Origin of the sequence: Compostibacillus humi, assembly GCF_014637175.1 — a bacterium.
Classification (GTDB): domain Bacteria; phylum Bacillota; class Bacilli; order Bacillales; family Amphibacillaceae; genus Oceanobacillus; species Oceanobacillus humi.
In genome coordinates this window covers 36,313-57,480 of record NZ_BMEV01000014.1, presented here as the reverse complement: position 1 = coordinate 57,480, position 21,168 = coordinate 36,313, and the positions used below count along the sequence as shown (strand labels likewise).

General features: G+C 40.8%; 22 protein-coding genes. 15 read left to right on the top strand and 7 right to left on the bottom strand.

Annotated features, from left to right (window positions below; translation table 11 throughout):
* Positions 1-191: 191 nt before the first annotated feature.
* The 3 genes from fumC to IEV18_RS05520 all read left to right on the top strand — a co-directional run bounded on the left by fumC (position 192) and on the right by IEV18_RS05520 (position 2,410).
* Positions 192-1,577 carry a class II fumarate hydratase gene (gene fumC / locus IEV18_RS05530; protein WP_188391385.1) on the top strand — a complete coding sequence of 462 codons (1,386 nt, stop codon included), beginning with the start codon at positions 192-194 and terminating at the stop codon, positions 1,575-1,577.
* 135 nt (positions 1,578-1,712) lie between these two features.
* A complete protein-coding gene (locus tag IEV18_RS05525) occupies positions 1,713-1,913 on the top strand; it encodes an alpha/beta-type small acid-soluble spore protein (RefSeq protein ID WP_188391384.1) in 201 nt (66 codons plus the stop codon).
* A 143-nt stretch (positions 1,914-2,056) separates the two neighbouring features.
* Positions 2,057-2,410, top strand: a complete 354-nt coding sequence (locus tag IEV18_RS05520) for a YlbF/YmcA family competence regulator (protein ID WP_188391383.1) — start codon at positions 2,057-2,059, stop codon at positions 2,408-2,410.
* A gap of 47 nt (positions 2,411-2,457) precedes the next feature.
* Here IEV18_RS05520 and IEV18_RS05515 read toward each other — a convergent pair whose 3' ends face one another.
* Positions 2,458-2,643 carry a YhzD family protein gene (locus IEV18_RS05515; protein WP_188391382.1) on the bottom strand — a complete coding sequence of 62 codons (186 nt, stop codon included), beginning with the start codon at positions 2,641-2,643 and terminating at the stop codon, positions 2,458-2,460.
* A gap of 220 nt (positions 2,644-2,863) precedes the next feature.
* Here IEV18_RS05515 and IEV18_RS05510 point away from each other — a divergent pair, with 220 nt between their 5' ends.
* The 5 genes from IEV18_RS05510 to IEV18_RS05490 all read left to right on the top strand — a co-directional run bounded on the left by IEV18_RS05510 (position 2,864) and on the right by IEV18_RS05490 (position 8,890).
* Positions 2,864-4,078, top strand: a complete 1,215-nt coding sequence (locus IEV18_RS05510; RefSeq protein ID WP_188391381.1) for a metallophosphoesterase family protein — start codon at positions 2,864-2,866, stop codon at positions 4,076-4,078.
* A gap of 3 nt (positions 4,079-4,081) precedes the next feature.
* Entirely contained in the window at positions 4,082-7,021 is a 2,940-nt protein-coding gene (locus tag IEV18_RS05505; protein WP_188391380.1) for an AAA family ATPase, read from the top strand.
* 66 nt (positions 7,022-7,087) lie between these two features.
* On the top strand, positions 7,088-7,624 hold the full coding sequence (locus tag IEV18_RS05500; RefSeq protein ID WP_188391388.1) for a GbsR/MarR family transcriptional regulator: 537 nt from the start codon (positions 7,088-7,090) through the stop codon (positions 7,622-7,624).
* Between the two features lie 52 nt (positions 7,625-7,676).
* On the top strand, positions 7,677-8,621 hold the full coding sequence (gene yhaM / locus IEV18_RS05495) for a 3'-5' exoribonuclease YhaM (protein WP_188391379.1): 945 nt from the start codon (positions 7,677-7,679) through the stop codon (positions 8,619-8,621).
* An 86-nt stretch (positions 8,622-8,707) separates the two neighbouring features.
* A complete protein-coding gene (locus IEV18_RS05490; RefSeq protein WP_188391387.1) occupies positions 8,708-8,890 on the top strand; it encodes a sporulation YhaL family protein in 183 nt (60 codons plus the stop codon).
* 50 nt (positions 8,891-8,940) lie between these two features.
* On the opposite strand, the gene IEV18_RS05485 is transcribed toward IEV18_RS05490, so the two are convergent.
* Positions 8,941-9,807, bottom strand: coding sequence for a peptidylprolyl isomerase (locus IEV18_RS05485; protein WP_188391378.1), 867 nt, complete (start codon positions 9,805-9,807; stop codon positions 8,941-8,943).
* 356 nt (positions 9,808-10,163) lie between these two features.
* On the opposite strand from IEV18_RS05485, the gene IEV18_RS05480 reads away from it, so the two are divergent.
* Positions 10,164-10,496 carry a DUF1878 family protein gene (locus IEV18_RS05480; protein WP_229733555.1) on the top strand — a complete coding sequence of 111 codons (333 nt, stop codon included), beginning with the start codon at positions 10,164-10,166 and terminating at the stop codon, positions 10,494-10,496.
* On the opposite strand, the gene IEV18_RS05475 is transcribed toward IEV18_RS05480, so the two are convergent.
* Entirely contained in the window at positions 10,493-10,987 is a 495-nt protein-coding gene (locus tag IEV18_RS05475; RefSeq protein WP_188391376.1) for a GbsR/MarR family transcriptional regulator, read from the bottom strand. The genes IEV18_RS05480 and IEV18_RS05475 overlap by 4 nt on opposite strands.
* A 251-nt stretch (positions 10,988-11,238) precedes the next feature.
* On the opposite strand from IEV18_RS05475, the gene IEV18_RS05470 reads away from it, so the two are divergent.
* The 4 genes from IEV18_RS05470 to IEV18_RS05455 all read left to right on the top strand — a co-directional run bounded on the left by IEV18_RS05470 (position 11,239) and on the right by IEV18_RS05455 (position 15,297).
* Positions 11,239-12,438, top strand: coding sequence for a quaternary amine ABC transporter ATP-binding protein (locus IEV18_RS05470; RefSeq protein WP_188391375.1), 1,200 nt, complete (start codon positions 11,239-11,241; stop codon positions 12,436-12,438).
* The gene (locus tag IEV18_RS05465; protein WP_188391374.1) at positions 12,431-13,291 is read left to right on the top strand and encodes an ABC transporter permease; all 861 of its coding nucleotides are present in this window, start codon (positions 12,431-12,433) and stop codon (positions 13,289-13,291) included. Before IEV18_RS05470 ends, IEV18_RS05465 begins: the two co-directional genes overlap by 8 nt.
* Positions 13,292-13,356: 65 nt before the next feature.
* The gene (locus tag IEV18_RS05460; protein ID WP_188391373.1) at positions 13,357-14,265 is read left to right on the top strand and encodes a glycine betaine ABC transporter substrate-binding protein; all 909 of its coding nucleotides are present in this window, start codon (positions 13,357-13,359) and stop codon (positions 14,263-14,265) included.
* A gap of 114 nt (positions 14,266-14,379) precedes the next feature.
* Positions 14,380-15,297 carry a glycine betaine ABC transporter substrate-binding protein gene (locus IEV18_RS05455; RefSeq protein ID WP_188391372.1) on the top strand — a complete coding sequence of 306 codons (918 nt, stop codon included), beginning with the start codon at positions 14,380-14,382 and terminating at the stop codon, positions 15,295-15,297.
* A 126-nt stretch (positions 15,298-15,423) separates the two neighbouring features.
* On the opposite strand, the gene IEV18_RS05450 is transcribed toward IEV18_RS05455, so the two are convergent.
* The 3 genes from IEV18_RS05450 to IEV18_RS05440 all read right to left on the bottom strand — a co-directional run bounded on the left by IEV18_RS05450 (position 15,424) and on the right by IEV18_RS05440 (position 17,033).
* The gene (locus IEV18_RS05450) at positions 15,424-15,786 is read right to left on the bottom strand and encodes a YtxH domain-containing protein (RefSeq protein WP_188391371.1); all 363 of its coding nucleotides are present in this window, start codon (positions 15,784-15,786) and stop codon (positions 15,424-15,426) included.
* Positions 15,787-15,904: 118 nt separating this feature from the next.
* Positions 15,905-16,426, bottom strand: a complete 522-nt coding sequence (locus IEV18_RS05445) for a tryptophan transporter (protein ID WP_188391370.1) — start codon at positions 16,424-16,426, stop codon at positions 15,905-15,907.
* Between the two features lie 178 nt (positions 16,427-16,604).
* Complete coding sequence (locus IEV18_RS05440) at positions 16,605-17,033, bottom strand: HIT family protein (protein ID WP_188391369.1); 429 nt, start codon at positions 17,031-17,033, stop codon at positions 16,605-16,607.
* An 827-nt stretch (positions 17,034-17,860) separates the two neighbouring features.
* On the opposite strand from IEV18_RS05440, the gene IEV18_RS05435 reads away from it, so the two are divergent.
* Together IEV18_RS05435 and IEV18_RS05430 are read left to right on the top strand one after the other, a co-directional pair.
* On the top strand, positions 17,861-18,604 hold the full coding sequence (locus tag IEV18_RS05435; RefSeq protein ID WP_188391368.1) for an ABC transporter ATP-binding protein: 744 nt from the start codon (positions 17,861-17,863) through the stop codon (positions 18,602-18,604).
* Entirely contained in the window at positions 18,597-19,814 is a 1,218-nt protein-coding gene (locus IEV18_RS05430) for an ABC transporter permease (protein ID WP_188391367.1), read from the top strand. The genes IEV18_RS05435 and IEV18_RS05430 overlap by 8 nt, the downstream gene beginning before the upstream one ends.
* Before the next feature lie 14 nt (positions 19,815-19,828).
* Here the strand turns inward: IEV18_RS05430 and IEV18_RS05425 are convergent, their stop codons facing one another.
* A complete protein-coding gene (locus IEV18_RS05425) occupies positions 19,829-21,010 on the bottom strand; it encodes a M20 metallopeptidase family protein (RefSeq protein ID WP_188391366.1) in 1,182 nt (393 codons plus the stop codon).
* Positions 21,011-21,168 lie beyond the last annotated feature (158 nt).

Below are 21,168 nucleotides of genomic sequence, written 5' to 3'. Positions count from 1 at the left end.
ATTTGTGTTGGTAAAAATAAACTTTTTCCACACAGAAATATAAATTCAAGTTTCTTCGATTAAAAAATACGAATGGATTGAAGGTATAACAAAGAAAATCGGTAAACTTAAATAGTTTTACTATTTCATTATATAGAAAATTTGATACAATAGAGAAGGTATGAAAAAGTTTACATAGGGAGGAATACCGGATGGAATTTCGTGTAGAAAGAGATACATTAGGGGAAATGAAGGTGCCTGCAGATAAATTTTGGGCAGCTCAGACACAACGAAGCAAAGAAAACTTTCCAATCGGTACGGAAAAAATGCCACGGGAAATTATTTATGCTTTTGCCATTTTAAAGAAAAGCGCTGCCAAGGCAAATAGCGATCTCGGTTTGCTGGATCCGAAGAAAGCTGAAGCAATCGGTTTTGCAGCCGACCAAATTTTAGAAGGAAAATTGGATGAGCATTTTCCGCTTGTAGTATGGCAAACAGGAAGCGGAACCCAATCGAATATGAATGTGAATGAAGTAATCGCCCATGTTGGAAATAAATGGCTCGAAGAACAGGGAGAAGACGTCAGACTGCATCCAAATGATGATGTGAACAAATCCCAAAGCTCCAATGATACATATCCGACAGCAATGCATACTGCTTTTGTCCTGAAGCTGGAGGATCAAGTGCTTCCTGCCATTGGCCAATTAAAAGCAACACTAAAAGAAAAAATGGAAGCCTTTTCGGATATTGTTAAAATCGGACGTACTCATTTGCAAGATGCAACTCCGCTTACTCTAGGACAAGAAATCAGCGGCTGGCATCGGATGCTGGAAAAATCGGAAATGATGGTAAAAGAAAGCGTTCAGCACTTAAAAGAATTAGCAATCGGCGGTACAGCAGTAGGTACCGGTTTGAACGCCCATCCGGAATTTTCAGAACGGGTATGTGCTGCAATCAGCGAATATACCGGAAAAAATTTTGTTCCTGCACCAAATAAATTTCATTCTTTGACAAGCTATGATGAGGCAGTCTATGCCCACGGCGCCTTGAAAGCACTGGCGGCAGACATGATGAAGATTGCCAATGACGTCCGCTGGCTGGCGAGCGGTCCGCGCTGCGGAATTGGGGAAATTACGATTCCTGCCAATGAACCGGGAAGTTCCATCATGCCTGGAAAAGTAAATCCGACTCAAAGCGAAGCCGTTACAATGGTTGCTGCCCAGGTGATGGGAAATGATGCAACGATTGGCTTTGCAGCCAGTCAGGGAAACTTCGAACTGAACGTATTTAAGCCGGTTATCGCTTATAACTTCCTGCAATCTGCCCAATTGCTCGCTGACAGCATCGTATCTTTTGACGAGCGCTGTGCGAAGGGCATCGAGCCAAATCATGAACAAATTAAGAAAAACTTAAATGAATCTTTAATGCTCGTCACTGCATTAAATCCGCATATCGGCTATGAAAATGCAGCGAAAATTGCTAAAAAGGCGTATGCGGACAATTCGACGCTCAAGGAAGCAGCGGTCGAATTAGGCATTCTTACAGCCGAAGAGTTCGATCAATACGTAAAACCGGAAGAAATGACCCATCCAAAATAATACAATTCACAATGAACCCGCTAAATTTGGCGGGTTCATTTTTATTGGAGATATAGCTACAATTTACCAGCGATAATTTGTTATAAGATACAGCCTTCTTGAGGACAATAGGGAGTACAAAAGGAGGTGAATAACATGGCAACAAACAATTCGAACCAATTGTTAGTTCCTGGTGTTCAACAAGCAATCGACCAAATGAAAATGGAAATTGCGCAAGAATTTGGCGTAAATTTAGGTGCTGACACAACTTCCCGTGCAAACGGTTCTGTTGGCGGAGAAATTACGAAACGCCTTGTCCAAACAGCTCAACAGCAGTTAGGTGGAGGAAACTTTTAACAAATTCATATAGATGGAGAGTGGGGGAAAGCATGTCGCTTTCCCCCTTTGCATGCTGGTATAAGACAAAAGATTAATCGTTTCAGTATACTTTACATATTCTGTTTGTTATAGTTAAAAGAAATATTGAAGGAGGAAAATAAGTGACAAATATTCAGGAAAGTGCAGCCCAATTAGAACAAGCAATCCGGGAAAGCGAAGAATTTCAAAATTTAAAGCAGGCATATGAACTTGTCATGACGAATGCAGATGCAAAAGCCATGTTCGAGAATTTTCGCCGCATCCAATTTGAACTGCAGGAAAAACAAATGCAAGGTTTAGACATTACGGAAGAAGAAGTGACGAGAGCAAGGGAAATTGTTGAACAGGTGCAGAAGCATGAAAATATTACCCGGCTCATGGAAGAAGAACAGCGGGTTAATGGCGTCATCCAGCTGATCAGCCAAGTGATTATGAGACCGTTGGATGAACTGTATGGAAATCCAGATAGCATGTAAGGGAAAAAACTTCATTCAGCGGTGAATTCCGCCTGAATGAAGTTTTTTTATGAATGAAAAAGAATTAATTTAGCATCTGGTGATACGCAACGGTACGTTTTTTCCGTATAGCCTTTTTCTTCCAGCTTTTTCTGGCCAATCATTTTAGCTTCCTCGGCATTTTGAGCAGTGAATGTTTCATCGAGCAGCTTTTCTCCTGACTTTTCAAACACGGTTAATGTATATTCCTGCAACTTGCTTCCCCTCCAAAAAAACGAATTATTCTAAATTTATTATAAAATATATGACGGAAAAAGAAAATGATAAGGATAGTTTGTAATCACGGGCTTATCGTTTAGAAGCTGACATTCTTATTGCAATTGGATTTGATCTGCACAATATAGAACGTGCATTCTCATTTTATGTTTGCTACAATAAATCTATTATGAAATAAGAGGAAAGCGGGGGAATGGGGTGGAACAAATAACTTTTATCCACGCTGCTGATCTGCATTTGGACAGCCCATTTCAAGGATTTGGCAAAATGCCGGAGGAACTGTTTCAAGATGTAAAAGAAAGTACGTTTTCAGCCTTGGACAGACTCGTCCAAATTGCCATACAGAAGCAGGTGGATTTTGTCCTGCTTGTCGGGGATTTATTTGATAATGCAAAGCAAAGTTTAAAGGCGCAAATCCGATTGAAGCGGGCCTTTGAACAATTGGAGCAACATCGTATCAACGTCTACCTTTCCTATGGAAATCATGACTATATTCAAGGAAATATTCACCCGGTTACCTATCCGGACAATGTGTTTATTTTTCCCGAAGAAGGCGTATCCCATTTTACTTTTGAAAAAAACGGAAAACGGCTGGCAAATATATATGGCTTTAGTTATGAACAGCAGGCGGTAACAGAGAACAAAACACGGGAGTATTGCGTTCAAGATGAGAACATTCCCTTTCACATTGCTACCTTGCACGGGAGTGTTCAATCCAATACAGAGCATGATACATATGCTCCTTTCACGTTACGGGAACTATTGGAGAAACCTTTCCATTATTGGGCTTTAGGCCATATCCATAAACGGCAGACACTCCATTCGGACCCGCCTGTCGTCTATCCGGGGAATATCCAGGGAAGAAACCGGAAAGAAACTGGAGAAAAGGGCTGTTATTACGTGACCTTATCAGAAACCGGAGCAGAACTGGCGTTTATTCCGCTGCAAGCATTGGAGATTGTTCCTGCAGAAGTTGACGTTTCCCATTGTCGTGAAATTCAAGAATTGGAAAAGGTTGTTTTAAACAAATTACAGGAGAAGCAGCTTTCTTCTCCACAATTAATCGATTTGCAGATAAGAGGGAAACATCCTTTATTGACAGAATGGGAAAACAGTCATCGTTTGGAAGATATGATTGAGCTCGTCAATGAAATTTTAGCTGTACAGGTGCCTTGGCAGTATATTTTCCGTGTAACGACAAAAACAGAGCACGATTTTGAATCCGATTCAAACAATCCGTTTCTAAACGAAATGATGCAACATATGGAAGAGGCTGCCGTTTTACCGTATGTATCCGAATTATACCGACACCGGCATGGTAGAAAATTCCTTGCTACTTTGACCGAAAAAGATGAACAAGAAATTAAAATGAAAGCAAAAAAATTACTGCTCCATGGACTGTTGGAGGAATGACAGATGAAATTTATTAGCGGGAAAGTTATCGGATTTGGGAAGTGGCAGGACGTCACGTTTGATTTTACCGGCCGGTCCCTAATTTGCTTTTATGGGGAAAACGAGTCGGGAAAATCCACATTACGGAATTTCTTTTTATTTATGTTATTTGGTCTTCCGCCAAAACAGCGGGAATTTTACCGGCCGAAAACCGGGGGGAACATGGGCGGGAGGTTAACGATTTGGGAGGAAGAAACCGGCCTCTATACAGTGGAGCGGCTGGACCATGTGCAAAATGGCGCTGCCGTCTGTTATTTGGAAAATGGCATGACGATGTCAGAAGACTGGTTTAAGGAACGGTTGCGGGGAATGACGAGAAAACAATACGAAGCCATCTTCTCTTTTTCCGCAACGGAATTAAATGAATTGGATAAAGTGGATGAAAGGGACCTCGGTGAGATTTTGCTGAGCGTCAGCATTTCCGGCTCCCAACGGATTTATTTCCTCGAAAAAGAACTGGAAAAGAAAATGTCCGATCTTTTCAAGCCTTACGGGAAAAAGCCGGTTATTAATCAGCAATTGGAAAAGTTAGTCCAGCTTCATCATTCCTTAAAAAAAATGCAAAGCGAAGAAGCGGCTTACCGGGAAAAAGTCAATGCTTCCGAACAGACGGAGAAACAAATTCTTAAGCTAAAAGGAGACATTGAACAGAAAAAGCAAAAGCTTTATGAATTGGAAAAAGTAAAACAGTTGCTGCCGGTGTTGGAGGACTATCGTAATGCCGCCCTTCGATTAAAGGCAGACGAATGGCAAATTTCTTTTCCAGAACATGGACTGGAACGGCTGCAACATATCCGCTCTCAGCTTTTGCCGCTCTGCAGCGAATTAACAGTATTAAAGGAAAACGCCAAAAACATAAACAAAAAAATCGAAACGTTGGCAGCAAAAAGGCTGGAGGAAAATATTTACCAGAAAGCGCAGTCCCTCGGTCAGCGGATCCCGCTATTTCAGCAGCAGCAGGAGAAATATGCACAATTAAACGAAAAGGCAAAGGAAATAAAAGTACAGCTCGATACCGAATTGGAACGGTTAAATTTGCCGTTGACGCAAGAACAGCTGCTATCCGTCACCATGCCTTTTCACTTGGAACAGCAATGGAATCAGCTGAAGCAGGAACAAAGTCAGGTGCAGCTGGAAGAAAAACGGCTGCAGGAGGAAGAAATCAGCTGGAAACAGGAAAGGCAAGCTTTATCGGCGAAAATGGATGCGCTGGCAGAAGAAATGCAGTCTGACGAGGAGTACTTATCTTCAAAAAGGAAGCTGGAGGAAGAAAAAGAAAAACATTATATGCAAAAGCTCCAATCGGAGTGGCAGCGTCAGCAGGCAATGTGGAAAAAAAAGACGAAGAAAAAAGAAAAGCTGGCTAGAAATTTTTTATTCCTTAGTATCGTTATATCAGTATCGGCCGCTATTTTCGGCTTCTTCCAGGAAGAAACGGCATTTTATTTATTTAGTATATTTTTCTTTTTGACCGGCTTTATTCCATGGCTATTGCAAAAACAGGCTGCAAAAGAAATGGCAAATGTTTTTCAGCAGCCCCTGAATGCTCAAGGAAGAACCGATTTGAAGGAAGACAAAAGTCTGGCCGAGGAAGTCAGAAAACAGGAAAGCCTCCGGCAGGAATATCAAAAATTAAAGGATATGCTGCTGGAAAATGAATTAAGGCATCGGAGAATTAAGGAACAGCGAAAAGTGGTGCTGATGAAAAAGGAGGCAATAGCGGAACAGCTGCGGAAACAATATGTTGCATACCCTTTTCTCAAAGAAGTGGACGTTACATACTGGCCGGAGCTTTATCATGCGGTGAAACGGCTAATTGCAAAAGGTCAAGAGCTCCAATATGTGGAAGAACAAATAAGCTTCATCCAATCATCTCTCCTTGCATTTGAGAAAGAATTGCAGCAATTTTTCCAGTCGGAGGAAAAGGCATCTTCTCTATTAGAACGGCTCAATACATTATTAACAGCCGAGGAACGGTACGAAAAAGAAATCACCCATTATCGTGAGCTGTTAGCAGAGATTGAGCAAAAGCTGCAACAGCTGCAAAAGAAATTGGAAGTGTATGAAAATGAAAAGGACCAGCTGCTTCTTTCTGCCGGGGCAGAAACGGAAGATGATTTTTATGAGAAGGCGAAAAAGCTGGAAGAAAAGCAGGGCATGGTGAGGGAGATGCGGCAATGCAAGAGGCAATTGAACACGGTATTTCCTGAAGAAATTTGGCAATTATGGCTGAAGAGAAATGTCAATGAAGCATCGATAGAATATGAATTTAATTTGTTGTCCGAGGAAATCGACCGGCTGGAAAAGGAACTGGAACAATTACAGGAAAAAAATGCATTTTATCAGGCAGAGATTCAAAAGATGGAATCGTCAGAAACTTACTCAACCCTTCTCCATCAATTTACATTGGAAAAGGAAGAGCTGGAGCATTTGGCGAAGCAATGGTCCGTATATAAGACTGCGATTGAAACGTTAAACGAAACGAAACGGCAGTATCAGGAAAAGTATTTGGTGAAAGTAATTGAGAAACAATCCGAAATTTTCCGTTCCTTAACCGGCGGCAAATATATAAAAGTATACCCGCCGATGGAAGGGATGCCATTTCAAGTGGAAGATGAACAAGGAACAAGGTTTGTCCTTCCAGAATTATCCCAAGGAACGATACATCAGCTGTACATTGCATTAAGGCTGGCAATCAGCATCATGTTTCAGAAAACCTATCCATTCCCGTTTATTATTGACGATGCATTTCTTCATTTTGACTCTATCCGGCTGCACAGGATGATAACACAAATTCAGAAGCTTTCCGAAACACAGCAAGTATTATTGTTTACGTGCAAGGAAGAAATAGTGGCAAGTTTTAGTGATAATGATAAGATAATTTTGGAAAGCCAATTCGCATAATCAAAAAAATAGTGATAAACTATTTTCATATTACAGTAGGTGGAGGGACTAGCATTGTCAGAACGTATGGATGAAAAAAGCTGGGAAAAACATGAAGAAATCATCGAAAAATTTATCCAAGTCATTGCAAAAAATATGAACCTATATGGAATAACACCTTCTGTAGGGCGCTTATACGGTGTTTTATATTTCGCCAACGAACCGATGACACTGGATGATATGCGGGATGCATTATCGATGAGCAAAACGAGCATGTCTACAGGTGTCAGGGCTTTAGCTGATATGAAAATGGTGGAATCTACTTATAAAAAAGGAATTCGGAAAGACCTCTATCAGTCTGAAGAGGATTGGTATAAATCCTTTACTTCTTTATTTGGAATCCGCTGGAGAAAACAGACAGAAACAAATATAGAAGAGGCGGAAGAGACGATTGAAAAATTAGAAAAATTACGGCAGGCAACGAAAGATGCCCGGCTTATTGAACAGATTGAACAAGATTTAAACAAGCTCCATTACGCGAAAAATTATTATGAGTGGCTAATGAACTTTATTAAAGTAGTAGAATCGGGGGAAATTTTTAAGTTTATACCGAAAAAACAATAGGATTGGCTGTAAATTGTCAATCCTATATTTTTTTAGGAGAGGGGATAACAAGATGAAAAAAGGAATCGGCTATGCTGGTGTCGGCACGTCCTTTGACGATTTTTTGCTGATTAAAGAAGCGCGAAAAGGAATTACGAGTACGGGAAATCCATTTTTGACATTGATTCTCCGGGACCAGACGGGGGAAATCGAGGCAAAACTATGGGATGCGACGAAAGAAGACGAGCTTGCTTATGTAGAAGAAAAAATTGTCAAAGTGACAGGGGAAATTAATCAATTTCGGGGGAAAAACCAGTTGCGCATTTCATCGATAAGACTGGCAGATCCTTCGGATGGCGTTTCTATTTCCCAATTTATCGAAAATGCCCCGGTCGATAAGGATACGTTATGGAAGAAAATAACGGAAGCATTATTTGAAATCCAAAATCCATCCATTCAGCGTATGACAAGGGCCATATTAAAAAAATATCACGAACCGCTGCTCGATTATCCTGCAGCAGCAAAAAACCATCACGAGTACGCATCCGGTCTAGCCCACCATATTGTCAGCATGCTGCAAATTGCAGGCAAACTTTGCGAACTGTATCCGGAATTAAACAAAGATTTGCTGTATGCCGGAATTATGCTTCATGATTTAGGAAAGTTAAGGGAATTATCCGGCGTCGTATCGACAACATATACGCTCGATGGAAAACTGCTTGGCCATATTCCGATGATGGTAGAGGAAATCGGCATGACCGCCAAAGAACTGCAAATTGAAGGAGAAGAAGTGTTGATCCTTCAGCATCTCGTTCTTAGCCATCACGGAAAAGCGGAATGGGGAAGCCCGACTCCGCCGTTAGTCCGGGAAGCTGAAATCCTCCATCTAATCGATTTGTTGGATGCAAAGCTAAATATGCTTAATCGGGCACTGGATAAGGTGAACCCGGGAGAATTCACTGATCGGCTCTTTGCCATGGACAACCGGGCATTTTATAAGCCGACCTTTATGGAGTAATGATAGAAACGTATAATTTCCCCGCCTTGTTCATATAGATTGGATAGTATAACTATACTGGACAAGGGGTGTGATCGGAATTGGACATGCCGTTTTGGGTCGTCATCGTCATTGTACTAATCTTTTTTAGCGGATATATGGCCTTTCGGGCGATGCAGGCAGAACGCAAGCTGGAACAGGAATTTATTGAAAAAGAAGGCATGGTGTATATCCAGCGGATGCAGGAAGAAAGGGAAAAAAGGGAGAAAAGAAAAAGGGAATCTGAATAATTTGCAAAAGAAAAAGCATCAGTTTGCCAATGGGCAACTGATGCTAATATTTAGCCCTGAGCTTGATCCGCTGTAAATAAGTCTTTAAATTCTTTAATCTTAATATTTATGTCTGCTTCTTGGACCATTTGGTCAATTTTTTCCTGCAGTTTTGCCATATCTACTTTTTCCGAAGCCAATTGCCGGCGAAGCTCTTCTTTCACATCTTCAAATTCGCCGATATCTTCCTCTACTTCCCGTTTATCGTTTACTTTAATAATATGGAAGCCAAATTCGCTTTCTACCGGATCGCTAATATCTCCTGGTTCCATGCTGTAGACCGCATCTTCAAATTCTTTAACCATTTTTCCTGCGCTGAAGGTTCCTAAGTCACCGCCGCTCTCCGCTGAGCTGTCAACAGAATATTCTTTTGCCAATTCGGCAAAGTCTTCACCGTCGTCTAATTTTTGCTTCACTTCTTCAGCCGTTTCTAAATCTTCTACGAGGATGTGCTGGGCGTCAAATTCGTATTTGCTGCGCTCATATCTTTCTTTTATTTCTTCATCGGTAATTTCAACATCTTCCAATGCTGCTTGCTCTCTTAGGAGGGAAGTGCGTATTAGCTGGCGCAGAGATTCTTCATCGCCAAAATTTTGCTGGACGATTAAATCGTAGGAATCTCCGTATGTATCTTTCATAAATTCAATTTCGCTTTCCACATCTTCATCTGTTACTTCGTACTTTCCTTCAAGCACTTTGGTCATGACCATTTCTTCCAATACTTGTGCACCGTAGCGATCCTTTAATTCTTCATAAAACTCTTCCTTTGTAATATCGCCCGCATTCGTTTCTACAACTACTTCAGAATTATCGTTGCTGCAGGCAGCCAAGGTGAAAACAGTTGCAAGGGACACTAGTCCAATTGTTAATTTCTTCATTTAAACACTCCTAATCTTTTGCTGAATATTTTCCTTTACTAACTATACCATAAGTAATTGTGAAAAAAATAGTAGGAACGAGCAATTAGGAAAAAATCACTTGTTTCCCTTCGGAAAAAGACGCATTTTATTCTATGTCTTTAAGCCCTGGCAAGCAATCAGGCATGGATGACAAATTGAACAAAGAATAATATTAGTTGAAATCACGAGTACTTTTACACACAATAGAAAAAGTATACAACATCAAGATGCCGGAAAGAGGAATCCGCATCCCTTTGTCGAATATATGTTAATAAGCAAAACGGAGTAAAACAAACCATTTTCGAGAAAAATGATAATATGAAAGGGGTAAAATGATGGGCGAGAGGAACACAACCGATTTCTATGTCAGGCTATTGTCCGAAGTAATCGATATCCATCAATATCCCTTTATAAAACTAATTATTGATCATCGTATAACAGAAGAAGAGTATAACGAATTGTTCCGTTTGCTTGATGATTTGCAGAAGGAATATGAAATACAAAAAGAAGAAGGGTTAATTGATTTTTCTTCCCTGCTCGTTCATTTTGCCGGAATGCTAAATGAAAAGCTGCATCCGACGGAAGTAATTTTCGCATTAAAAAAAGAAGGATATTATCCTTCTTTAATGAATGAATTTATCCGGATTATGAATAAGGAAGGTATTTAATGCAAGTTGTGGTTCTTCATATCCGTATATAAATGCTCGATTTTTTCATGGAATTCGATCATCTCTTTAATGCGGGATTTTATTTCACGGAATTCGGAACGGTCCAAATCCGTTTTCTCTTTTTCCATGGAGGCATAAATTTCTTCCAGCGATGCTTTCTGTTGTTTCGCTGTATTTATCCATCCGCTCAAATAATGGTTCATGAACGTTTTGAACAATGGACTGTTTGCTTCGTATAAGTCCTTCCGCACCCCCTTTTTCCAGACCCGCTGCACAAGGTTTAACTCCAATAACCTGCGTATATTCGTACTAATGCTCGTCTTGCTCTTCCCTAAAGCGTCGCTCATTTCGTCTAATGTTAACGTGTTGTTCGTCATGTAGAGGTAGGCGAATAATCGGGCTTCCATTGTAGATAACCTAAATAACTCAAGCGTTTTGGCAAATTCTCCTATAGCTTTCTTTGTAATATCGTCCATTTCTTTTCGTTCCATTAAAAATACCAGTCCCCTCTGTTTGTTCAGCATATACTATAATTATTAAATTGGAAAATTACAGACTGGGGAGCATTTCCGAGGATATGGGAGGAAATGTTAGCATATGTAATGTATTCTTCGTACAGTTTAAACTGTATAAAAATTTTATTCAAATTTTCCCGTATTTAAAGTTTGTGCAAAACAAATTAAAAGTTTATAGTAGAAAAGTAACTTGATGAAGTCTTTTGGATTAGAAAGAGGTGAATTTTTTGCCGGTAATAGAAGTTAAAAACTTAACCAAAATATTTGGCAAAAATACGAAGCAGGCATTGAAGCTGCTCGAAGAAGGAGCTACAAAGGAAGAAATTTTAAAAAAGACTGGTTGTACCGTTGGGGTAAATCGAGCTGCCTTTTCGGTGGAACAAGGGGAAATTTTCGTTATTATGGGCTTGTCTGGCAGCGGAAAATCTACTCTTGTCCGTTTAATCAATAGACTGATAGAACCGACGGAAGGAGACATTTTGATCGATGGAGAAGATTTGGCAAAGATGGATAAACATCAGCTCCGTCAAGTGCGTCGGGAAAAATTAAGCATGGTTTTTCAGCAGTTTGCTTTATTTCCTCACCGCAGTATCCTCGAAAATGCAGAGTTTGGCTTAGAGATACAAAATATGCCGAAAGAAAAGAGAAAAGAAAAAGCAAAACAGGCATTAGAACTAGTCGGTCTGGGAAATTATCTTCAGCAAAAACCCGGACAACTATCAGGCGGAATGCAGCAGCGGGTAGGATTGGCAAGGGCATTGGCCAATGACCCGAAAATTTTGCTGATGGATGAAGCCTTCTCTGCCTTGGATCCGCTAATTCGCAAAGATATGCAAGACGAACTTATTGATTTGCAATCGTCTATGCAAAAAACCATCCTATTTATTACCCATGACTTAGATGAAGCGCTGCGTCTCGGCGATCGAATCGCCCTTATGAAGGACGGTTCCATCGTGCAAATTGGAACGCCGGAGGAAATATTAGTCAATCCTGCGAATGACTATGTGGAACGTTTCGTTGAAGATGTCGACCGTTCGAAAGTGTTAACTGCCAGCCATATTATGAAGCGCCCGGAAACGGTAAATATTGAAAAACACGGACCGCGGGTTGCATTGGAACGGATGCGGGAAGAAGGGATTTCCAGTATTTTCGTTATTGACGGCAAAAGGAAGTTGAAAGGCTATATTACAGCTGACGATGCATCCGAAGCCAGAAAGAAAAATATTACGTCCCTATCCGAAATACTAAGAACGGATATACCGACAGTAAGCAAAGATACTTCTTTACAGGAAATATTCTCTATCATTTATGATTCACCGATTCCTGTGGCGGTTGTTGATAATGATAGATTAGCCGGAATTATCGTGCGCGGCTCAGTTATTGCTGCGTTGGCCGGGAATGGTGAGGTGAATTTGGACAATGAATGATCCCGTATTAAATATTATTCCAGAAATTCCGATTGCGGAATGGATTGAATGGCTTACGGACAAAATAACGGACGTATTTTCCTTTATTTTTAATCCGATAAATACCCACTTTGGGAATTTTATGGAATTTATGGCAGAAGATATATTAATGAACATTCCGCCCTTTATTTTTATCTTGGCTATTGCCGTATTGGCATTCTTTATTTCAGGCAAAAGGTTTGGCTTAGCAATATTTTCGATTATCGGCTTATGGCTTATTTATAACCAGGGACATTGGGATGATTTAATGAATACCGTGACCCTCGTCTTGCTTGCCAGTCTGTTGTCTGTCTTGATCGGAATACCAATTGGAATTTGGATGTCAAAAAGCAAAGTGGCAAATGCAGCAATTACACCGATTCTCGACTTTATGCAGACGATGCCTGCATTCGTCTACTTGATTCCAGCTGTAGCGTTCTTTGGCATCGGCATGGTGCCTGGTGTGTTTGCGTCGTTAATTTTCGCAACGCCGCCTACGGTCAGATTTACGAATTTAGGAATCCGCCAAGTTTCCAAGGAATTGGTAGAGGCGGCAGATGCCTTTGGAAGTACCGGTGCCCAAAAGCTGTTTAAAGTAGAATTGCCGATGGCGAAACCGACGATTATGGCCGGGATTAACCAAACGGTAATGCTGGCATTATCAATGGTTGTCATCGCCTCGATGATTGGTGCCCGGGGACTCGGAAGGGAAGTGCTTTCCGCATTGCAGCGGGCAGAAGCCGGTACAGGTTTTGTTGCCGGGATTGCCATCGTTATTTTGGCGATTATTATGGACAGGATTACACAAAATTTCAATAAAAAGAAAGATGATTAAGGTTGGTATCTTTTCATACCTATGAAAAGTTTCCATATAAATTTTAAGAAGGGGAGTTTTGTTTTATGTCTTTATTTAATTGGAAGCGTCTTGGAGCAGTTGCAGGACTTTCCTTATCCTTGTTTGCAGCAGGCTGCGGTTCCGGGGAGGACAGTTCAGGATCTGGCAATTCCCAAGAAGGAGATAGTACCGGAGCCGATGGCGGCAAAGTAGAGCTAGTATACGTGGAATGGGATACGGAAATTGCCTCCACCCATGTTGTCGGAAAAGTGTTGGAAGATTTAGGATACGATGTGGAATTGACTCCATTGGATAATGCGGTCATGTGGGAAGCGGTAGCAACGGGTGAAGCAGACGGAATGGTTGCAGCCTGGCTGCCTGGTACCCACGGGGCTCAAATGGAGCAATACGGCGACCAAGTAGTGGATTTAGGCCCAAACCTTGAAGGTGCAAAAATTGGCTTAGTCGTACCAACCTACATGGATGTAAATTCCATTGCCGATCTTTCTGAGGAAGCTGGTCAAGTAATTACCGGTATCGAGCCTGGCGCCGGGGTTGTTGCAGCATCAGAAAGAGCACTGGACGAGTATGAAAATCTTGACGGCTGGGTAGTAGAAACATCCTCCAGCGGAGCGATGGCTACCGCACTGGGACAGGCGATTCAAAATGAAGAAGAGATTATCGTAACCGGCTGGTCCCCACATTGGAAGTTCCAAAAATACGATTTGAAATATTTGGAAGACCCGAATGGAACGTTTGGGGATGAAGAATACATCGGTACGATGGTTCGGGAAGGCCTAGAAGAAGATATGCCGGAAGTATATAAAGTTCTGGATAATTTCTACTGGGATACTGCTGACATGGAAGAAGTCATGCTAGCGATTCAAGACGGTGCCGATCCAGCGGATGCAGCTGCTGAATGGGTAGAAGCAAATCCGGATCTGGTTGCAGAATGGACCGAAGGAGCAGAATAAAAAATAAAGAGAAGCTGATACAAACGTATCAGCTTCTTCTATAAGGCTAATTGGTAGTCTATTTTAAATATTCGAAAGGATAACAAAAAAAGTGGATGGGAGAATTATATTTTAATGCTGAGAAAAACTGGATTTCTGTTGTTTGCAATTTTACTGGCAATGTTAGCAGCCTGTGGAGGAACTGAAGAAGAATTTGGCTCAGAAGGGGATGCGGAGGATTTTACTAATTATAGTGATGCAGTCAACTATACGATTACCGGCATTGAGCCCGGTGCAGGCATTACCGTGACAACAGAAAAGGCGATTGAAGAATATGACAATTTGGCAGGATGGGAATTGGAGCAGGGTTCTACAGGTGCGATGGTTACCGAGCTGGGGAAAGCCATCGATAATGAAGATCCGATCATCGTAACCGGCTGGAACCCGCATTGGAAATTTGCCAAATTTGATAACTTGAAATATTTGGATGATCCGAAGGGAATTTATGGCGGCGAGGAAGTCATTAAAACGATTGTACGGAAAGGTCTGAAACAAGAAAAGCCTAACGCTTACAAACTATTGGATCAATTCCAATGGGAAGTAGAAGATATGGAAAGTATTATGTATGAGTCGGCAGAAAATGATGTAGCGATTGAAGATGCAGCAATACAATGGGTACAAAATAATCCGGATAAAGTGGAGGCATGGACCGAAGGGGTGGAAGACGTAGATGGCGTGACCGTCGAATTAGTGTCCACGCCTTGGGATTCGGAACGGGCATCAGCCAATGTCGTTGCTGAAGTAATGCGGCAAAAAGGGTTTGATGTCACGATTACTGAGGTGGATGTAGCTGTAACCTTTGAAGCGATTGCCACAGGAGAAGGGGATGCTTCTCTTGCCCCGTGGATGCCGATTACCCACCAAAGTTTCTATGAAGCATATGAAGATGGTTTCGAAGATTTAGGAGAAAATTTAACAGGAGCTAAAATTGGGTTAGTCGTCCCGGATTATATGGACATTGATTCCATTGAAGATTTAAAGCCGAAACAGTAACGTAAAAGGAGGTTCCATTTTGGAACCTCCTATATTATTAATGATAAGGCTCCAATTTATCCATAGACATAAAAACTCCCATATTTCCATAATAGGGATTGGGAGTTGAGTGCTGTTGTATGAACGTTAATTGAGGGTTTTTACCTTTTCTTCCAGTTCTTTTAGACTGCTTTCAATTTGCTCTAAATAACTATGAATCGTCTCTTGGTGTGGTTCGATTGTTTCTTTCCATTCTTCGACAGACTTTTTAATATCGTCGGTCAGTTCTTTAATTAATACAGCGCTTTCTTTTGAGGTTTGCCTAATTTGTTTTTTTAGCCGGATGCCGTCCTCAAGCAAATTGGCTAAAACTTCTTTTACATCGGCAGCTTGTTCTCGCATGCGTCCGCGTAAATCTCTCCCGGAAACCGGAGCAGTTAATAAGGTGACAGCTGCAGCAATGCTGGAACCTAAAACAAGACCATATACTAACGATTTTGTTTTTGACATCAGTGGAGCCTCCTTATTCAACAAGTCTTAACCCCATTGTATACTAATTTAGGCAGGATGAAAAATAAAATTTGAAAAACCTCTAGCAGCAAACACTAGAGGTTTATTTTAAAATTTTTTATACGGTAATTGGTTTCATACGCTTTAATATCGCATTGACAATTGGATAGACGACAACCATAATTAACGTATTTACTGCAGCTGCAGGTAATACGGCGGTTAATATTAAAGCAATAAATCCGCCTTCTGGCAGGCTGGCAATGACGGATAACACGGCTACAAAGACAGTTCCGCTTACGAATGTTCCTACAAAAGTAAGGACTGGTGCGTTAATATTGTTGTTTAATTTGTTTTGCAACAGCAAAAATAGTCCTAATACAACAAACGCAGAAACCGGTTTGTCAATCATATTGGCAATTTGTCCTCCCGGAGCGGAAGTCGTTAATGCTGCAATAATTCCAGAGACAATCGATAATAGTAAAACATACTTTGCTTTCGGAAATAGAAAGATCCCCAAAAACATCATCGATAATAGCAAGTCAGGTTTTACTCCAGCAATTGTAAAACCTGGAATGGCAGCATGCAGCACCGTGCCGATTCCTACCAATAGCGATAAAATAATTAGTACGCGAATATTCATTTTTTATCCTCTCCTCTTCTCTGCTCTACTCGTCTTTCTTATTCTCAGCTGTACACTGTTGTCAGCTGCAGAATTTCCTTTATTATATCAGAGGTATGGAAAATTAAAAAGGATTAATTTTCTGATTTAAGAAATAACTAGAAAGAGGATAAATAAAAATAGCGGGAATCAATTCCCGCTATTTTATTTCTTTGGCAATGTCCGCAGCAATGTTTTGTAGATCTTCCGGAGTGTAATCGTCATTATGGGTCGTCCAATTTGGCGTATATCCGTCGCCTTCTCCGTATCTTGGAATTAAATGGATATGCAGATGGAAGACCGATTGTTCTGCTGCTCTTTCGTTATTATTTAACAAATTCATCCCTAAAGGCTGATAAGCGTCGCGAATTGCATTGGCAATAATCGGAACACGGGCAAATAATTCTTTCGCTACTTCCGGAGGCGTTTCAAAAATATTTTTCGTATGGACTTTCGGAATAACGAGCGTATGACCTTTTGTCACTTGGGAAATGTCTAAAAAGGCGTATACATGCTCATCCTCGTACACTTTCGCAGATGGTATTTCCCCGTTAATTATTTTACAAAAGATGCAATCTTCATGGCTCATCGATTTTCCCTCTCTTTCGTAACATTTATTATATTTATTTTATAAGGGAAGGAAGGGGAAAGTAAAGGAAAATGGGACCGCTGTATAGCGAAATTATCGGTGCTGTTTTCTCTCAATTGAAGAGGGTATCCTGTAAGATAGGCAGAAACGTTTAGTGTGTTTATAGACGATTACTATAGACACTTGGCAATTGATTTTCAGCTGAAAGTGCTTATCAGGATGTTCTAAAGCAGCTTTTCGACCGTTTATTCTGCAAAAAGTGTATAGAGAGGTTCTATACACCTTTTTTCATTTAAAAGGCTCCATAACGAAATTCTAAGTTCCAAATTATCTTTGCGTTTTATGCAGAAAGGAGCATATGTCAAAACAAGAAAACAGGCCAGCTCCATTTTCATGGGCCAGCCTGTATGTGAAGAAACAAGGATGCAACTTCTAATGTGTGGGGACTTTGTAATGCTAGTTAAATACATTGATTTAACTTTTTTACAAAAACCTACTTAAGAAGAGGAAGTAGGCGAAGCATTAGAAGGCCAACACAAACACCTCATTTATTGTGTTATTTGCCTAAAATTCAGATCAGTATCGTTTACTAACACCCCATTTGTGTTTATTTAAAACACATTTAAGACTGTAGTTTCCCGATCACTGACACCTCATTTAGCAACACACATTTTTGGCAGTGCTGGTACATCCTCGTTTCTTCACTACTATTTTGAACGGTTTTTGTCCGAATATACATCTTTTTGTCAAAAAATTTTCTGCAGTAATTTTTGGAATTCCATTTCGGAAGTGATAAAATCAAACATAAGAAAAGAGGAGGAAAGTTTGTGGAACCACTACTTGAAATTTCCGATTTATATGGGGGATATACACATAAAAATGTACTTCATGGAATTAGTTTCGACGTCTATCCGAAGGAAATTGTCGGGCTAATCGGGCTGAACGGAGCAGGGAAAAGTACAACAATTAAACATATTATCGGTCTGATGCAGGCGAAGAAGGGGACGATTCGTGTCAACGGCAAAACCTTTCAGGAAAACCCGTCAGAATACCGCAAATTTATGGCTTACATTCCAGAGATGCCAATATTGTATGACGAATTAACGTTATTGGAACATTTGCAGTTAATTGCCCAAGCTTACGGCCTCTCGAAAGATGCATTTGAAAAACGGCTGCCGCCATTACTGAAGGAGTTCCGCATGGAAAAGCGTCTTCATTGGTTCCCTGTCCATTTTTCTAAAGGAATGCGGCAAAAAGTGATGATTATGTGTGCCTTCCTTATCGAACCGCCGTTATATATTGTGGACGAGCCTTTCGTCGGCTTAGATCCTTTAGGGATTCATTCTTATTTGGAATGGATGGATCAAATGAAAGAAAAGGGGTCCGGCGTTTTGATGTCTACTCATATTTTAGCAACGGCAGAAAAATATTGTGACCGGTTTATCATTTTACATGAAGGTAAAATAAGGGCAATGGGAAATCTGGATGAACTGAGGGAACAATTTTCTATGCCAAAAGCTTCTTTAGATGATTTATATGTGCGCTTAACAAAGGAAGATGATCATGTTTAATTCCAGTGATTTTTTTAAAAAACGGTTCTCTTCCCATATGAAAGAACTGAGCCGGTATTTGCGCTACATTTTTAACGGCCATTTAATTATCGTTATGCTGTTTTTGGTTTCCGCCTTGGCCGTTTACTATCAGCAATGGCTGATGCAAATCCCTCAAAATTTCCCTGGTCCTTTTATTATTAGTATCGTTTTCGCATTCGTAATCAGCTACAGTCCGGTGCGCACTTTATTAAAAGAGCCGGATCTTTATTTCCTCATTGTGGCAGAAGATCGAATGAACGCTTACTTTCGCAATACTTTAGTTTATAGCTTTGTTATTCAGCTTTATCTCGTTTTTCTGGCAGCAGCAGTGATGGGACCTCTATATTTTGCTGTTTTTCCTGACCGGACTGGCCGCATCTATCTTTTAACGCTAATCATCATTTTCATCTTAAAGTTTGCCAATTTAATCGCCAATTGGTGGATGCTGAAGGTGAGAGACAGGAGCATTCGCACGGTTGATCTGACTGCCCGGTCGTTTTTAAATCTCGTATTAATGTACTTTCTCGTACGTGGTGAGATGCTGTTTGCTGCACTGGTTACGTTATTATTTGTTTCCATCTTTCTCTATGACTATCGCCTCAGCAAAAGACAACTTGGAATTCAGTGGGAACTTTTGCTGGAAAAGGATCAAAGCCGGATGCAATCTTTTTACAGAGCGGCAAATATGTTTGCTGAAGTTCCCCAAGTGAAATCGAAAGTGAAAGAACGGAAGTGGCTCGTATCATTGCTGACAAAAGGGATTCCATTTCACAATGAAAAAACCTATGATTACTTATACCGCATCACCTTTGTGCGGAGCAGCGATTACATTGGCATGTACTTGCGCTTATTAATTTTAGGTGGAGTCTGTATTCTCTTTGTTCCAAACATGTGGGTAAGGGTAGTATTTTCGGTGCTTTTCGTTTATTTAAGCTGTTTTCAAATGATGAGTTTATACCAGCATCATCGGCTCATTTTATGGATTGACTTATATCCGCTAGAAAGTCATTTCCGAAAAAATGCTTTGGTTAAATTGTTATATCAATTAAGTGTATTGCAAATCATCATTTACGGCGGCATTTTTCTTTTTATGCATGATGTCCGCGGAGCAGTCATTGCCCTTGCTGCCTGTTCCGTATTTATCCTTTTATTTATGAACGGTTATGTAAAACGAAAATTAGCGATGTAAAAAGCGGAAGGACTTTATCCTTCCGCTTTCACTTGCTGATAAGCAAAATAAACTTGAATTAACGTTTTTGCAGCAATCGGCATTGCCTTCTCGTTAAAATCAAATTTCGGATGATGATGCGGATATGGCGGGTCATCTTTCTGTGCACCGGTGAAAAAGAAAGCTCCCCGTTTTTCCAATAAATAATAGGCAAAATCTTCCCCGCCCATGGAAGGCCGAATTTCTTTAATGGTCTTTATTTCTTGTATGTGACTGGCAGTGTCCATTACTAGCTGTGCGTCTTCAGGGTGGTTTTTTAATGGAGGATAGCCCTTCTCATAATGGAATTTATATTCTGCCCCATAACTGATACATACTCCTTTTAATATACTTTCCATTTCAGCAATAATTTGTTCCTGTATTGCATTGTTCAAGTAACGGACGGTACCGGAAATTCTGGCTGTATCGGCAATGACATTGAAAGCTTTACCGGCCTGTAGCTGGCCGACCGTTATTACCGCCGTATCGAGCGGATTAATTTTTCGGCTTACGATTTGCTGGAAAAGGGAAACGACGTTCGCAGCAATTACGATCGCATCTTTTGTTTCGTGCGGGTAGGCACCGTGACCTCCTTTTCCTTGAATTGTAACGGAAAACCGATCCGTACCCGCCATTAAAATATCTTTGGAAATTTGCAATTCCCCTAATGGGGCTGTCGCCCATAAATGGGTGCCGAAAACGGCTTCGGCCTCATTTAAAGCACCGGATGCAAGAATCGGCTTTGCACCGCCCGGAACGGTCTCTTCGGCGTGCTGGTGCAAAAATATGATTGTTCCTGGAATCTGCTCCTGAAACTGTTTCATTACTTTGGCAAGAACGAGCAATGTTGCCGTATGGCCATCATGACCGCAGGCGTGCATAACCCCATCGATTTTTGATTTATACGGCACGTCTTTTTCATCTTGAATCGGCAATGCATCAAAATCAGCTCTAAGGGCTACTGTCCTTCCGGGTTTTCCTCCTTCTAACCGGGCAATGACCCCATTTCCGCCAATGTTTGCTTCATACGGAATACCAAGTTTATCATAATAGTTGGCGATAAATTGAGCCGTCTTCGTTTCTTGAAAGGAAAGTTCCGGATATTGGTGCAAATAACGCCGTATATCCACCATTTCCGGAAAAAGTTTGTCAATCTGCATCATAATCTGCTCGTGCATCCATTCCACCTCCTATTTTAAATTATATCATTTTAAAATAATTTGGACTTGTCTAACAATTGCGCATGCCGGGAATTGCCGGCTGATACGTTCCGATTGTGTTTCAGCTATCCCGCTTGTATAATAGGAGAAAAGAAAAATTAGCATCGATTTCTTTT